13 protein-coding genes are annotated in these 16,133 nt (G+C 46.8%); 9 read left to right on the top strand and 4 right to left on the bottom strand.

What is annotated here, in order from left to right; genetic code table 11:
* Window positions 1-33 precede the first annotated feature (33 nt).
* From OGX94_RS04460 to OGX94_RS04445, 4 genes are all read left to right on the top strand, one after another.
* The gene (locus OGX94_RS04460) at window positions 34-1,590 is read left to right on the top strand and encodes a TnsD family Tn7-like transposition protein (RefSeq protein WP_001324699.1); all 1,557 of its coding nucleotides are present in this window, start codon (window positions 34-36) and stop codon (window positions 1,588-1,590) included.
* 11 nt (window positions 1,591-1,601) lie between these two features.
* The gene (locus tag OGX94_RS04455) at window positions 1,602-2,528 is read left to right on the top strand and encodes a hypothetical protein (protein WP_286568787.1); all 927 of its coding nucleotides are present in this window, start codon (window positions 1,602-1,604) and stop codon (window positions 2,526-2,528) included.
* Window positions 2,529-2,880: 352 nt separating this feature from the next.
* Window positions 2,881-3,180 carry a helix-turn-helix transcriptional regulator gene (locus OGX94_RS04450; RefSeq protein ID WP_169018174.1) on the top strand — a complete coding sequence of 100 codons (300 nt, stop codon included), beginning with the start codon at window positions 2,881-2,883 and terminating at the stop codon, window positions 3,178-3,180.
* A 563-nt stretch (window positions 3,181-3,743) separates the two neighbouring features.
* A complete protein-coding gene (locus OGX94_RS04445; RefSeq protein WP_001239419.1) occupies window positions 3,744-5,570 on the top strand; it encodes an AAA family ATPase in 1,827 nt (608 codons plus the stop codon).
* A gap of 168 nt (window positions 5,571-5,738) precedes the next feature.
* Here the strand turns inward: OGX94_RS04445 and copM are convergent, their stop codons facing one another.
* The 4 genes from copM to silR form a co-directional block, all read right to left on the bottom strand.
* A complete protein-coding gene (gene copM, locus OGX94_RS04440; RefSeq protein ID WP_000647571.1) occupies window positions 5,739-6,089 on the bottom strand; it encodes a CopM family metallochaperone in 351 nt (116 codons plus the stop codon).
* 147 nt (window positions 6,090-6,236) lie between these two features.
* Complete coding sequence (gene silE / locus OGX94_RS04435; protein ID WP_000790485.1) at window positions 6,237-6,668, bottom strand: silver-binding protein SilE; 432 nt, start codon at window positions 6,666-6,668, stop codon at window positions 6,237-6,239.
* A gap of 244 nt (window positions 6,669-6,912) precedes the next feature.
* On the bottom strand, window positions 6,913-8,394 hold the full coding sequence (silS, locus tag OGX94_RS04430; RefSeq protein ID WP_000555733.1) for a copper/silver sensor histidine kinase SilS: 1,482 nt from the start codon (window positions 8,392-8,394) through the stop codon (window positions 6,913-6,915).
* Window positions 8,387-9,067, bottom strand: coding sequence for a copper/silver response regulator transcription factor SilR (silR, locus tag OGX94_RS04425; protein ID WP_032294131.1), 681 nt, complete (start codon window positions 9,065-9,067; stop codon window positions 8,387-8,389). The genes silS and silR overlap by 8 nt, the downstream gene beginning before the upstream one ends.
* A 189-nt stretch (window positions 9,068-9,256) precedes the next feature.
* Between silR and silC the strand changes: the two genes are divergently transcribed.
* The 5 genes from silC to OGX94_RS04400 all read left to right on the top strand — a co-directional run bounded on the left by silC (window position 9,257) and on the right by OGX94_RS04400 (window position 16,114).
* Window positions 9,257-10,642, top strand: coding sequence for a Cu(+)/Ag(+) efflux RND transporter outer membrane channel SilC (gene silC / locus OGX94_RS04420; protein WP_032294132.1), 1,386 nt, complete (start codon window positions 9,257-9,259; stop codon window positions 10,640-10,642).
* A 28-nt stretch (window positions 10,643-10,670) separates the two neighbouring features.
* Window positions 10,671-11,024, top strand: a complete 354-nt coding sequence (gene cusF / locus OGX94_RS04415) for a cation efflux system protein CusF (RefSeq protein ID WP_001246153.1) — start codon at window positions 10,671-10,673, stop codon at window positions 11,022-11,024.
* Between the two features lie 113 nt (window positions 11,025-11,137).
* Window positions 11,138-12,430, top strand: a complete 1,293-nt coding sequence (silB, locus tag OGX94_RS04410) for a Cu(+)/Ag(+) efflux RND transporter periplasmic adaptor subunit SilB (RefSeq protein ID WP_032294133.1) — start codon at window positions 11,138-11,140, stop codon at window positions 12,428-12,430.
* 10 nt (window positions 12,431-12,440) lie between these two features.
* The gene (silA, locus tag OGX94_RS04405) at window positions 12,441-15,587 is read left to right on the top strand and encodes a Cu(+)/Ag(+) efflux RND transporter permease subunit SilA (RefSeq protein ID WP_022630602.1); all 3,147 of its coding nucleotides are present in this window, start codon (window positions 12,441-12,443) and stop codon (window positions 15,585-15,587) included.
* Window positions 15,588-15,673: 86 nt separating this feature from the next.
* Window positions 15,674-16,114, top strand: coding sequence for a DUF411 domain-containing protein (locus tag OGX94_RS04400; RefSeq protein ID WP_000758228.1), 441 nt, complete (start codon window positions 15,674-15,676; stop codon window positions 16,112-16,114).
* The last annotated feature ends 19 nt before the right edge of the window (window positions 16,115-16,133 follow it).

The raw sequence follows: 16,133 nt of genomic DNA, 5'->3' as shown, positions 1-16,133 counted from the left end.
ACAGTTCGTAACGGTCAAAGAGAGGTGTGGGAAATGAGAATGTTGCCTGTTTTGCCTGATGAATCCTTGTTCAGCCGGTTTTGTCGGACAACTACCGTGTACGGTATGTCCCCATCTTCTCTGTTAACGATCATTTTCAACAAACCTGATATGAACGTCCATCCAATTCTCAATTCAGGATTAAAGGCTATTTCTCTTCATACATCCGAAAGTGCAGATCAGCTCTGGCATGAACAGACTTTACTCCCTCTTTTTGCCTGGGCACTACCAATCAGTCGTAATGAAATTATGGATTTCAACACGACCCCTGCCAGGCTTAATCGATTGTGCCGCCTTAGTAATTTTTCACTAGGGCAGCGCACACTATTGAAGTTTTGCCCGGTTTGCGCTCGTGAAGATACTTTTCATTATGGTGTTACTTATTGGCATCTGGCGCATCAGCTTCATGGGGTTACAACCTGCCATCGGCATCCGGTAGCGCTTGAAAGCATCCATGTCCCTTCTTCACCGCACATACGTATTGGACTGATGCCTCCTGTTTCGTATACAGAACAACTTAGCAATGAGATAGACTTCGATTTTGCTAAGTTTTGTTATGAGTCCCTAAATATAATCAGAAGAAAAGATATTACACACCCCAATTACATGGATGTACTTAAAAAGTTGAATTTATTATCATTGGATGGAAATTTAAAGAAAAATGTATTCTACGCACATGTTTATGCTAAGTGCCAGTTATTTGGGGAGGGTTCATCGGGACTTATACCAACATCCCTAACTGATTATCATTACTGGGAGCCTATACTCAAAGACAAATGTTGTCAGCATCCCACAAAGCATCTTTTGCTTTGTTATTGTTTGTTAAATACTTGCTGGCCAACGTATGCAGGAAGTCGTACTAATAAAAAGAAAGAAATCTTTAAAAGTCATAAGAAATACAGTTTTCATATAGTTGAAAATAATACTAGTGTTAGCAACCTTGGGAAGGAATTTAGTCGCAGCAGATGTTACATTAAAACACTTATTTATAAAAAATACCTGAGGGCGTTTAAGCGAAACACAAAAATTAATATATTCACTGAATTGCTTATCAAGTCTATGGCTGTAAGGGGGTTTAGTCTGGCATCCATAGCTGAGAAAAACTCATTATCGGAAGGAGCTGTATCCTCTGTAATTTCATCTTGTTACGGTTTATGCTCATGGCGTAAAAAATGTAAAAAAGATTCTTTAAGACGGCGTCATAAGCAGAAAATATTAAGATTTATACATAATCAATCCGTTTCTATAACACGAAAGTTAGTCAAAGAAAGTTGTTATGCAAGTTTCTATTGGCTAAATAAACATGAATGTGACTGGCTTAATTCCTGTCTTCCTAAAACAATACGATGCTATAAAAATAAAAGAGTAGACTGGAGCGAGAGAGATATTATCTCATCATCATTAATAAATGATGTTTTATCTCAGGGGCAGTACTCGATGTCACTTACAAGTCTAGATGCTTTACTGGGAGGGCATGGCTGGCTTTTGAAATACAGAGATAAACTACCAATGACAATGATACTTCTCAGAAAAATGGAACTAATTAAATAAGAGGGAGTTATATGGTTTACGAAAATGAATTGTGGCACAGTTTTCTTCTGCGTTCACAGATAATGTATAACTTATCCAATTGCAGGAACATAATATCAAAGCATGGCGCACTAAGGTACGATGCCTTTCCTCGTTTCGAACTGATTGATATGTACAAATTGCATAGCTTGCAGGATATATATGACATTCTTGCCACTAGAAATGGTTATATACTAACTTCCAATATAGTGTCGTTATCTTCTGGTGTTTACGGGTATTTTAACGCTGTTGAAGATGCCTGTCGGAAAAATTTTCACATAACTAATTCATATCCATTGGTAAACATCTCAAACATTCGTTACTGTCACAAATGTATTGTTGAAGATATACACTCTAAAGGCATTGGTTATCTGCGTCATAGATGGTTGTTTGAATCTAAATGTGCAGTTCATAGTACCAGTTTATATGAGGTTTGTTTTGATAACTATTTGAATGCAGTGAAAGGACTTAGTGACTTAATTATAAGTGGAATAAATCCTCATGGTTATTGTTCCCTTGTGGTTGACGTTTCAAACCCTTTCAAAAATCCAGTGTATATATTACCATGTGCACGTAATAAAATTTTAAAATGGATTTCGGACAATAAAAATATGCTGATTTACTTTCTCTTTGATCTCTTCAAATGTAAGTCGCATTCAAGTTTATCTAAGGTTATCGAAGTCAAGATAATGCATGATAGATATATTTCTGCGGTGTTCAAGATGTTAGGTGAAGTTAATTTTTGTAATTTCAACTCATTTATTTCTGATATTTTTGAGGACGTAAGTTATGCCTCTATCGGACTTGATGATTATTCTGTTAATGTGCATTTTCTCAGGCTAAGGGCTGCAGATTGTAAATTTTGCCAGTTGAATGGTAAATATTTTTGCTCACTTTACAATGTAAAACTTCTTAGCTAATTTCACTTCATTTATAAAATACTAAGAAAGCTAGTTAGATAAGGTTTTATATTTTGACTGGGGCAGGAATAAATTATCACTCATAGAGTTTCCCTGGGGGTTACCACCTGTGTATGATGCCGGTTAGCAACAACGTCTAAAAGACCTGCGATCACGTGGGTCCCTCTCCAGCAAAGGGGCAAGGGGTGCTATATAACGGTGTACTGCTTACCCAATACGGCCTTGTATTTGAAAGATGCCGCATCTTGGCAAGATTCGTATTACAGCCTATAGTCTGTTAATGAGCATTACAGCCTATATGCTGTAAATCCCTGCGTTATGCTTGTTAACCCGTCGATACGGAAGGTCACTTATGAACACTCAATACGCTTTGAAGACTTTGAATCAGTTACGTCCTGTTTTAATCGGCTTTCGCAAAGCCAATGGACTGACGCAAAAAGATGTTTCTAAACGTTTGGGTATAACACAGCAAACTTATGCCCGACTAGAGGCCAACCCTGCAAGTGCGGGTTTTGAGCGTTTGTTTAGGGTGTTCAGCGTCCTTGGAGTGGAGATCGTACTTTCATCCAGGGAACCATTGTCAGATGCAAAGCCCGAATACGGAGCTATGCACAATTATTCTTCACTTCCAGCCAGGCGGGAGAAATGGTGACGCCTGGCGCTTCCCGGTCTAATTTTTCTTCAACAAGATTAACCCCTTAGCGGCCTGAAGTATCAGGTTGCGATAGAGCCTTTCATTTCTTCTGTTATGTTAAATACACCATTTTGAGCTATTTCGCTCGGCCTTAAATTATCTCTTCATTCTTCAGTGAAAATTTTATGTCGATCACATTATCGATGAATTTAGGAAATAATCCGTAAATGAAAATCTATCTTCTTTTAAATTCATCAGTGTCAGTAGCAAATATTACGCATAAAAGAATGGTTATTATTATCATTTAAATTATAAAGCTCATGAGTCAATTCCAAAAAATACAATAAGCATTGAAATCATTACCCGTGATTCTGGAGTTTTAACTTTGCCATGTAACCAACCACAAGTTAGTTTCCGGTGTTTTGAGGGGCAGTAAAGTTCTGAAAGCGCGACCAGATCATAATCCCGAAATGTCGTTAAGATATTCTGAATAACGGTTATCCCTGCTTGTTGGCAGGCATTTGAAAATATATTTTGTATTCAGGTTGCAGCAAAACGCTTTCTTACACACAGGACTTCATATGCGGCTCAGAAAATTAAAACTGAAAAACTTCAGAGGCTACAGAAACTCTACTGAAATCATTATTGATGAAAGCATGACGGGTATTGTCGGTCGTAATGACTTTGGGAAATCAACGCTTCTGGAAGCGCTGGCTATTTTTTTTGAAACAGAAGGAATGAAGGCTGACAAGAATGACATGAACTGTTTCAGCCTAAGAGAAGGGGACGGCCGTTTTGAAATAGCCTGTGAATTTGATGACCTGCCCGATTTTATCATGATCGACGACAGGGTGCAGACCACGCTCGCCTCAGAACATCTGCTGAATGAGGACGGCAATTTTGAAATCGTCAAAACGTTTAAAGCAACGACCTCAGGAAAACCGGAGCAGACCTGCATCCGCTGCATCCACCCGGATGAGGAGCCCCTGAGAAATTTACTGGGCATGAAAATTTCTGAGCTCAAGGCGGTGGGAAAAGAAGTTGAAAAAAATGTGGCGGATAAACGCACTGCATCGTTATGGCGTCAGGCCATCAGGGAAGCCGCAGCCCCCTATACCTGTTCGGAAATTATGCTGGATGTCGATAAAGAGTTCGGAACCGACACAAAATCATTATGGGGTAAGATCCTCGATTTGCTGCCCACGTATGCGATTTTCAAAGCCGACAGGGAAAGCAGCGACGGGGATTCCGAAGCTAAAAACCCCTTACAGCAGGCCGTAAAAGACGCTCAGGCTGCGCTGCAGGACAAAATTACAGCGCTGGAAAATGAGATTCAGGACAGCGTCCTGGATGTCGCACAGAGAACGCTGGATAAATTACGTGAAATGGCCCCCGAACTCGCCAGTGAACTGACTCCACGATTTAAGGAGAAACCCAAGTGGACCTTCAATTTCACCCTGGACGGGGAAAATGGCATCCCCATCAATAAGCGCGGCAGCGGGATAAGGAGGCTTATCCTGTTGAATTTTTTTCGGGCTGAGGCTGAAAAGAATGTCGCGGGGACGCCCAGAAATGTGATTTATGCCATAGAGGAGCCTGAAACGTCACAGCATCCGAACTATCAGATGATGCTGATGAAAGCGTTACTGGCACTGGCAGGCCAGCCGCACCGTCAGATTATCGTCACCACCCATGTCCCGGCGCTGGCCGGATTAATCCCTGTCGAAGGCGTACGTTATGTTACCCGAAATGAGGCGGGTGAACCCGTAGTAAAAATGCCGGATGACGCAGTGCTGAAGGAAGCCACTGAAAGCCTGGGGGTGCTGCCAGAGACCGGTATGGAAAGGGCGCAGGGGATTGTTCTGGTAGAGGGAAAGTCGGATGTTACTTTCCTGAGGCATGCGGCCAGTTCATTAAAACAGTCAGGTGCGCTGCCAGCCTCTCTGGAGGACGTGAAAATAGTGCCAGTCCTCATAGGAGGGTGTGGTAGCGTCAAACACTGGGTTACATTGAATCTGGCCAAAGATCTGGGGCTTCCCTGGTGCGTATTTCTGGACTCCGATATTGGGGGAGACCCTGCACAGGTTCTGTCCATCCAGAAGCGTAAAAAAGAAGTAGAGGAGGCCGGTAAGGTATTTTTCGCTACGCGCAAACGTGAGATAGAAAACTATCTGTGCCCGGATCTTATCGAGGAAATTACTGGTGTAGCCGTCACGTTTACGGACACCTGTGACGCTAAAAAAATAATCGGCCGGGCTGTGGGAATGAAACCCGATAATGTACTAGATAAATTCTGGCCTCAGATGACATCAGAAAGAATCATCTCAAGATCAACCTATCATGACGGAACGCAGGAGAGAAGCGAGCTGGTTGAGATCCTGAGCGACATTGTATCCATGACGAGATAATGTATTAAATAAGCATCTCAGGTGCATATATTCCGGTCCTCAACAAAGGACCGGAGTACAGAGTAGTAAAAACCCGCAATTAATCGGGTTTGAATTATATAAAGATTAACCGACTCCCGCGCCCAGGAACGATGTAAAATCACGCTTGTCGTGACATTTCTACAATGTTTACTTTTGACTATCAAGCCATTTATTCATCTGCTCAATTTCACCTTTTTGAGCTTTAATGATGTCCTGCGCGAGCTTTCTCATTTTCGGATCTTTTCCGTATTTGAGCTCGGTCTCAGCCATTGCTATTGCCCCTTCATGGTGCGCTACCATGCCTTTCGCAAAAGCCTTGTCGGGATCGGACTCATTTACGGCAGCCATCATTTTGTCATGCATGTCTTTCATGCCAGCCATATATTCCTGTGACGAAGCCGAGGTAGACATATCAGTCATTTTCATTTCTGAATGTTCTGCTGAAATCGCTGGCAGGGATAACATTAATACTGCAAATAAAGTGTTTCTGGCTTTCATAAAAAATATCCTTTTAGCGTTGATGCCCGTTAACTGTAGCAGAATCTGATAAAAATGCCCCCTGTAGGGGGCAAAGATGTTGCCATATATCCGGTTACGGAAAAATCTATCAAGGAAATAAGGACAGCACAGATACTTCCCTCGCCGTCAGCCTGCACTGAGCATGCGACGATGCGCTTCGGCCATGGCCTGATGTGGGCCAGACTGACCGTTATTCATAAATTCATGGGCAACTGCAGCTCTTTCATGCTCATTCATTGCCGCTAATGACTTCGACGGCCCGGTAGGGGAAACGGTCTGACTTCCCATCATCCTCTGATGACTTTCCACCATTTTCTGGTGCGCATCCGCCGACCCGTTCGTCATGGTTTCATGAGCAATAATGGCCTGTTCATGCTGGTCCATACCGGCCATACGAGGTGCAGTCCCCTGGATCCCGACAGGAGCCGCAGCAGACTGCATCTGGTGAGCAGGTGCCTGTGCATTGTTGACCCGCTCATGGATATTCACGGTTTCAGTGGCCCAGGCCGAAGAAATTAAGCCAAAGCCCAGCAAGGATGCTAATACGATATTTTTCATGATAACTCTCCATTTCTTAATTAGTGATGTCCGGGGGAGTACAACCGGTGTTTTCAGTTCCATAACTGAAACAGGTTCGGAAGTGTTTATTTCTCCGGGAGGGGACTGGATATTCATTTCCTGGCGTCCACTGACGCCGGATATTGATAAAGCAATCCAGCCTTCCTGATAAGTTGCACTAATTATATCGAATGGCTTCTGTTTGCTGCATGACAGGCTAATGACATCTTTGTCATTTAAATCTTTATTCCCAGCACTGGGTGTCCGGAATCATTTTCTCCAGTCTGGGCACGGATAAGATAAAACGCGTTGAGTGTACGTCCGATTCCACCTGCACTCTTCCGTGATGTGCTTCCACGATTGACTTCACAATCGCAAGGCCGATGCCGCTGCCTTCTCCTTTTCGTTGTCTGGACGGATCCACCCGATAAAAACGGTCAAACAACCTTGATAAATGCTCTTCAGGGATTGGTTTCCCCGGATTTTCAATCACAAGGTCAAAAAAGCTCTCCTGCTCTCTTATTGAGACGGTGATTGCCTGTCCCTCTGGGGTATAACGCAGGGCGTTGGATAACAGATTATTGATCGCTCTTCTGAACATTTGTGGATCTCCCTCAACCAGGCAGGGCATCCCGTTAAATTTGAGCATAATATTGCGTTCTTCGGCCCAGGCTTCGAAAAACTCGAAGACTTTCATGACTTCTGCTCTGAGGTCAAACCGAACCCTGTCAGGTATCAGCTGATTATTGTCCGCCTGTGCCAGGAACAGCATGTCGCTGACCATTTTGGTCATCCGGTTATACTCTTCAAGGCTGGAATAGAGGACATCCTCAAGTTCCTTCTGCGTTCGATCCTGACTCAGAGCGATTTCAGTCTGCGTCACCAGATTGGTGATGGGTGTTCTGATCTCGTGCGCGATATCGGCAGAGAAATTGGCCTGGCGGGTAAAAACATCCTCAATCTTTCCAATCATATGATTGAACGAGATAACCAGCTGCTCCAGCTCAATGGGAACGCGTGTCGGTTCCAGCCGCGCATCAAGATTCTCGGAGGTGATGTTTTTAATGGCATTGCTGACATTACGAAGGGGCAGGTGCCCCTGACGGACAGCAATGCGAATGATCAGAACAATCAGCAGGCTTATCACGACGGCAATCGCAATCAGATTTTTTTTCAGCGCATCGAGGTAATGGAGATGGAAATTAATGGAGAGGCCAGTCAGCATGACATAGTTCTGCTGTTTGCCCTGAAATGTCGCCTGGCCAGAGGAGGCGATAATCCGGTACGTTTCCATCTTCATTCCGGACCCGGTATCCATCGCTCTCGCAGTATCCTCCACCGTCCAGAGAAAGACATCCCGTGCGCGGCTGTGCTCGCTAAAATCGGCTGAATTCACGGCCGGGCGTAGTGCTGCCCCCTGCGCAGAGCTGTACAGCACCTCACCCCGGGGATTGAGGAGCAAAAGGGCAACGTTGCGGTAGCTGGCGATCGATTCCTTTATTTTGCTTACTTTTTTTTCATCCGGATCTGCCGGGGACTGGAGTATACGGCTCAGTGTGGTGCTGATTTGTTGCAGATCGCTGACATCCTGCTCGGCAAAATGCTTTTCAACAGAATGCAGCATAAACCAGGTGAAGGCGATAAACGCCAGTATTGTGGACAGGCTGATAAAAAAGGTCAGCCGCAGAGCGAGTGAGAAAGGTCGTCTGGACGGTTTGCTATGCATCCGGGATCTCCAGCATGTAGCCCACGCCCCGCACTGTCTGGATCAGTTTTGTCCCGTAATCGTTGTCTATTTTAGCGCGGAGTCGCTTTACTGCGACATCAATCGCGTTAGTGTCGCTGTCAAAATTCATGTCCCAGACCTGAGAGGCAATCAGGGAGCGGGGAAGAACTTCTCCCTGATGGCGAATGAAGAATTCCAGCAAGCTGAACTCTTTACTGGTGAGCACAATGCGGTTCCCGGCGCGGCTGACTTTTCTGGATACGAGATCAACCGAGAGGTCAGCCACTTTAAGCTGGCTTTCCGTGATCATCGTGTTTCCCCGCCTGAGGAGGGTTCTTACCCGGGCGAGCAGTTCGGCAAACGCAAAGGGTTTAACCAGATAATCGTCCGCACCCAGCTCCAGTCCTTTGACCCTGTGTTCGATCGTGCCCAGGGCCGTCAGCAGTAAGACCGGCGTACCCTTTCCGGCAGTGCGCAGCATACGGATGATATCCCAGCCGTTCACATCAGGTAGCATGATATCCAGAATGACTAAATCATACTCGGCGGTCATGGCGAGATGATATCCGGTAAGACCATTATCAGCGTGATCCACTACGAACCCTGCTTCTGTAAGCCCTTTGCTGAGATATTCACCTGTTTTAATTTCGTCTTCGACGATCAATATTTTCATCTTGCTCCCCGGCTGGCTGCTAATGTCATTCTATTGCGCCCACGATCGTTATCAACGGATTACAGCAAAAATGACAACATTGTCATTATCCTGTCACCCGGCAAACAGAGAGCGTTCGGTAAAGTATCCCTATCAATACTCTGGACTTCGATTGAACCATTTACCAGGTCTGCCTGTACGAGAAGCGTTATGTTCAAATTAAAATTACTTAGCATCAGTACCATATTCATCCTGGCAGGTTGTGTTTCTCTGGCACCTGAATATCAGCGTCCGCCAGCTCCGGTTCCCCAGCAGTTTTCATTGTCTAAAAACAGTCTGACGCCTGCGGTAAACAGCTATCAGGATACGGGCTGGCGAAACTTTTTTGTCGATCCCCAGGTCAGCAGGCTGATCGGTGAAGCCCTGAATAATAACCGTGATTTGAGAATGGCAGCCCTGAAGGTTGAAGAGGCCCGGGCCCAGTTCAACGTCACGGATGCAGATCGTTATCCCCAACTGAATGCCTCATCCGGGATTACATACAGCGGTGGTCTGAAAGGTGACAAGCCGACCACGCAGGAGTACGACGCGGGTCTGGAGCTCAGCTATGAGCTCGATTTTTTTGGCAAACTTAAGAACATGAGTGAGGCTGATCGCCAGAACTACTTTGCCAGCGAAGAAGCCCGTCGTGCCGTACACATCCTGCTGGTCTCCAACGTTTCACAGAGCTATTTCAGCCAGCAACTGGCGTACGAACAACTCCGTATTGCGCGGGAAACGCTGAAAAATTATGAACAGTCTTATGCATTCGTTGAGCAACAACTGGTGACCGGGAGTACGAACGTTCTGGCGCTTGAACAAGCCAGGGGGCAAATCGAAAGTACCCGCGCCGAAATAGCCAAACGAGAAGGCGATCTGGCTCAGGCAAACAATGCCCTGCAACTGGTGCTGGGAACGTACCGCGCACTTCCGTCAGAAAAAGGGATGAAAGGCGGGGAGATAGCACCAGTAAAATTGCCACCAAATCTGTCTTCACAAATTTTGCTGCAGCGACCGGATATTATGGAAGCGGAATATCAGCTGAAAGCGGCTGATGCCAATATTGGCGCAGCGCGAGCGGCCTTTTTCCCCTCCATTACCCTGACCAGTGGTCTTTCCGCAAGCAGTACGGAGCTGTCCAGCCTGTTTACGTCAGGAAGTGGAATGTGGAATTTTATCCCTAAAATTGAAATACCTATATTTAATGCTGGCAGGAATAAAGCCAATCTGAAGCTGGCTGAAATTCGCCAGCAACAGTCGGTGGTTAATTACGAACAAAAAATTCAGTCAGCCTTTAAGGATGTTTCCGACACGCTTGCGCTGCGCGACAGCCTTAGCCAGCAACTTGAGTCACAGCAGCGTTATCTTGATTCACTTCAGATAACTCTCCAGCGTGCCAGAGGATTGTATGCAAGTGGTGCTGTCAGTTACATCGAAGTGCTGGATGCAGAACGTTCCCTCTTCGCTACGCAGCAAACCATTCTCGATCTTACCTATTCCCGACAGGTTAACGAAATTAATCTGTTTACCGCGCTGGGTGGCGGTTGGGTAGAGTAAATTTATTTAATTAATCAGGAAATTAAAAATGCGTAATTCACTTAAAGCCGTTTTATTTGGTGCCTTCTCTGTCATGTTCTCTGCCGGTCTTCATGCTGAAACACATCAGCATGGCGATATGAATGCTGCCAGTGATGCTTCGGTACAGCAGGTTATCAAGGGCACCGGTGTCGTTAAAGACATTGATATGAATAGTAAAAAAATCACCATTTCGCACGAAGCAATCCCTGCGGTGGGCTGGCCTGCAATGACCATGCGCTTCACTTTTGTTAATGCAGACGACGCTATCAATGCCCTGAAAACCGGCAACCATGTCGATTTCTCGTTTATTCAGCAGGGCAATATCTCCTTACTCAAAAGCATTAACGTGACGCAATCCTGATTAACAGTCCGGAGCGAATACATCCAGTGCGCCTGAACATTCATTAAGGGATTACTGTGAATGAATGATCGGGCGCATATGCCAGGTGTTTTGATTTTTCAGCGAGAAATTGTATGGCTTCTTTAAAGATAAAATATGCTGCAATAATTATCAGCAGCCTCATAGCAGGAGGGCTGATATCGGTTACTGCCTGGCAGTATGTAAACTCATCACAAAAAACAGTACAAACAGAACAAAAGGCACCGGAGAAAAAGGTACTTTTCTGGTATGACCCGATGAAACCGGATACCAAATTTGATAAACCCGGAAAATCGCCCTTTATGGATATGGACCTGGTGCCAAAATATGCTGATGAAAGTGGCGATAAAAGCAGTGGCGGGATCCGTATCGACCCAACCCAGGTTCAGAATCTGGGATTAAAAACGCAAAAAGTCACGCGAGGAATGCTGAATTATTCTCAGACAATCCCGGCTAATGTCAGTTACAACGAATATCAGTTTGTCATTGTGCAGGCGCGTTCTGATGGTTTCGTCGAAAAAGTGTATCCCCTGACGATTGGCGATCATGTGAAGAAAGGCACTCCGCTTATCGATATCACCATTCCTGAATGGGTTGAGGCACAAAGTGAGTTTCTGCTGTTATCCGGTACAGGCGGTACGCCAACCCAGATAAAAGGGGTTCTGGAGCGACTTCGTCTGGCTGGTATGCCGGAAGAAGATATTCAAAGGCTGCGTTCAACCCGCACAATCCAGACCCGTTTTACCATTAAAGCACCTATTGATGGTGTCATTACTGCATTTGACCTGCGCACCGGCATGAATATTTCGAAAGATAAGGTGGTGGCTCAGATTCAGGGGATGGACCCGGTCTGGATCAGCGCTGCAGTGCCAGAATCTATCGCCTATCTGCTGAAAGATACGTCGCAGTTTGAAATTTCGGTACCGGCTTATCCGGATAAAACATTCCATGTCGAAAAATGGAACATTCTTCCCAGCGTGGATCAGACAACCCGCACGCTTCAGGTCCGCCTCCAGGTTTCTAACAAGGATGAGTTTCTCAAGCCAGGCATGAATGCCTATCTGAAACTGAATACCAGAAGCCAGGAGATGCTGCTGATACCAAGCCAGGCCGTTATCGATACCGGCAAAGAACAGCGCGTGATTACTGTTGATGATGAAGGCAAGTTTGTGCCGAAACAGATCCACGTTCTGCATGAATCACAGCAACAGTCCGGCATCGGCTCCGGCCTGAATGAAGGCGATACCGTGGTGGTCAGTGGCCTGTTCCTCATTGACTCCGAAGCCAATATTACGGGCGCGCTGGAACGTATGCGCCACCCTGAAAAAACAAAAAGCAGTATGCCAGCAATGTCTGACCAGCCTGTAAATATGCATTCAGGGCACTGAGGAGACGACGATGATTGAATGGATTATCCGGCGCTCTGTCGCCAACCGTTTCCTGGTCATGATGGGGGCCCTGTTTCTCAGCATCTGGGGAACATGGACGATTATTAACACGCCGGTAGATGCCTTGCCTGACCTGTCAGATGTGCAGGTCATTATCAAAACCAGCTATCCCGGCCAGGCCCCGCAGATTGTAGAAAACCAGGTCACCTATCCGCTTACCACCACCATGCTGTCCGTGCCTGGCGCAAAAACCGTGCGTGGTTTTTCACAGTTCGGGGATTCGTATGTGTATGTCATTTTTGAAGACGGCACCGATCTGTACTGGGCGCGCTCTCGCGTGCTGGAGTATCTGAATCAGGTTCAGGGAAAACTGCCTGCTGGTGTGAGTTCTGAAATCGGTCCTGATGCCACGGGTGTGGGCTGGATTTTTGAATATGCCCTTGTCGATCGCAGCGGAAAACACGACCTTTCAGAACTGCGTTCTCTGCAGGACTGGTTCCTGAAGTTTGAGCTGAAAACCATTCCTAATGTCGCTGAAGTTGCATCCGTAGGCGGCGTGGTTAAGCAGTATCAGATCCAGCTTGACCCGGTAAAACTGACGCAGTACGGCATCAGTCTGCCAGAAGTAAAACAAGCTCTTAGCTCATCTAACCAGGAAGCCGGTGGCTCATCTGTTGAAATTGCTGAGTCAGAGTATATGGTCCGGGCCAGCGGTTATCTTCAGACTATTGATGATTTCAAAAATATCGTCCTGAAAACGGGGGAAAATGGAGTACCTGTTTACCTGCGTGATGTTGCCCGCATACAAATGGGACCGGAAATGCGGCGTGGTATCGCTGAGCTTAACGGTCAGGGCGAAGTCGCTGGCGGAGTGGTGATCCTGCGTTCGGGCAAAAATGCACGCGAAGTCATTACGGCGGTGAGGGATAAACTGGACACGCTGAAGGCAAGCCTGCCTGAAGGAGTGGAGATCGTAACGACATACGATCGCAGCCAGTTAATCGATCGTGCGATTGACAACCTCAGTTACAAGCTTCTTGAAGAGTTTATCGTTGTTGCTGTCGTTTGCGCACTGTTCCTCTGGCATGTCCGTTCTGCCCTGGTGGCGATTATTTCTCTGCCACTTGGCCTGTGTATCGCCTTTATCGTCATGCACTTCCAGGGGCTGAATGCCAACATTATGTCGCTGGGAGGGATTGCAATAGCCGTCGGAGCGATGGTGGATGCCGCCATCGTCATGATCGAAAACGCGCATAAACGGCTTGAGGAGTGGGACCATCAGCATCCCGGGGAACAGATTGATAATGCCACCCGCTGGAAGGTTATCACTGACGCCTCCGTTGAAGTGGGTCCAGCGCTGTTTATCAGCCTGCTGATTATCACATTATCGTTCATTCCTATTTTTACCCTGGAAGGGCAGGAAGGGCGTCTGTTTGGTCCGCTGGCCTTTACAAAAACGTATTCCATGGCGGGTGCAGCCATACTGGCAATCATTGTTATCCCTATTCTGATGGGGTTCTGGATCCGCGGGAAAATTCCTGCTGAGACCAGTAACCCACTGAACCGGTTGCTGATTAAAGCGTATCACCCGTTACTGCTCAGGGTACTACACTGGCCAAAAACAACCCTGCTGGTTGCGGCTTTATCCATTTTCACTGTTATCTGGCCACTGAGTCAGGTGGGCGGCGAGTTTTTACCGAAGATTAACGAGGGTGACCTGTTGTATATGCCGTCAACGTTACCTGGCGTGTCTCCTGGAGAAGCTGCTGCGCTCTTACAGACCACGGACAAACTAATCAAAACGGTGCCTGAAGTGGCCTCAGTTTTTGGCAAGACCGGTAAGGCTGAGACCGCCACGGATTCTGCTCCGCTCGAAATGATGGAAACCACCATCCAACTGAAACCTGAGGATCAGTGGCGTCCAGGCATGACGATTGACAAGATTATTGAAGAACTCGACAGGACCGTCCGTTTACCGGGTCTGGCCAACCTCTGGGTACCGCCTATCCGTAACCGTATTGATATGCTCTCAACCGGCATTAAAAGTCCGATAGGTATTAAGGTATCGGGTACTGTTCTGTCGGATATCGATGTAACAGCACAGAGTATCGAAGCAGTCGCTAAAACCGTACCTGGTGTGGTTTCCGCACTGGCTGAACGACTGGAAGGTGGACGTTATATTGATGTGGACATTAACCGGGAAAAAGCTTCCCGGTACGGGATGACTGTGGGCGACGTCCAGCTGTTCGTCTCTTCAGCAATCGGTGGGGCTATGGTGGGTGAGACGGTTGAAGGCGTGGCCCGGTACCCTATTAACATTCGCTATCCGCAGGATTACCGTAACAGTCCGCAGGCGTTGAGAGAGATGCCAATCCTGACCCCAATGAAGCAGCAAATTACGCTGGGCGATGTTGCCGATATTAAGGTCGTTTCCGGACCAACCATGCTGAAAACCGAAAATGCCCGGCCAGCCAGCTGGATTTATGTTGATGCCCGCGGCAGGGACATGGTGTCGGTGGTGAACGATATTAAGACGGCCATCAGTGAGAAAGTGAAACTGAGACCGGGGACCAGTGTGGCATTCTCAGGACAGTTTGAATTACTCGAGCACGCCAATAAGAAATTAAAACTGATGGTACCGATGACGGTGATGATCATCTTCATCCTGTTATATCTGGCATTCCGCAGGGTTGATGAAGCCCTGTTGATCCTGATGAGCCTGCCGTTTGCCCTGGTTGGCGGGATATGGTTCCTGTACTGGCAGGGCTTCCATATGTCAGTGGCGACCGGAACCGGGTTTATCGCCCTGGCCGGGGTGGCAGCAGAGTTTGGCGTGGTCATGCTGATGTATCTGCGTCATGCCATTGAAGCGCACCCGGAATTGTCCCGTAAAGAGACGTTCACACCGGAAGGCCTTGATGAAGCCCTCTATCATGGTGCCGTACTGCGTGTCCGGCCGAAAGCCATGACCGTGGCGGTGATCATTGCGGGTCTGCTGCCAATACTCTGGGGAACCGGTGCAGGTTCAGAAGTCATGAGCCGTATCGCGGCACCCATGATTGGTGGGATGATCACGGCTCCGCTGCTGTCCCTGTTCATTATTCCTGCCGCCTACAAATTAATCTGGCTGCGCAGACATAAAAAAAGCGTGTCCTGAACCTGAAAGGGCACCCCCTGTGGGTGTCCTTCTTTACTGATTCACCCTGACGTCAGGGTTTATATCGATAATATACAGAGGTGAGTATGAAAAAAGTGGTTCTAATGGCGCTGGCTCTCGGCCTTTCACTACCCGCGATGGCGAGTGAAAAAGTGATTGATATGTACAAATCTGAAAACTGTGGCTGTTGTTCCCTGTGGGGCAAAGCGATGGAAAAAGACGGGTTTGAAGTACGAACTCACGTCATGAATGATCAGGCGCTGTCAGCCCTGAAAGAAAAGCATGCTATTCCTGCAGGACTACGAAGTTGTCATACCGCGGTTGCCGGTAATTTGATCATTGAAGGCCATGTGCCTGCGACAACGATACATAAGGCAATGCAGTCTGGTTCGGGTATATACGGTCTCGCCACCCCCGGTATGCCAGCAGGAAGTCCTGGAATGGAGATGGGAGCCCGAAAAGAGGCTTACGATGTTATCGCATTCTCACCGGATGGAAGTAAAAAAGTCTTCCAGCGAATCGAATAGTCAGCGGAACGGCTGATAA

The sequence above is a fragment of the Citrobacter sp. Cpo037 genome, assembly GCF_030332945.1.
GTDB classification, from domain to species: Bacteria; Pseudomonadota; Gammaproteobacteria; order Enterobacterales; family Enterobacteriaceae; genus Citrobacter; species Citrobacter portucalensis.
The sequence above is the reverse complement of the archived record's forward strand: the minus strand, read 5'-3'. Positions and strand labels throughout refer to the sequence as shown.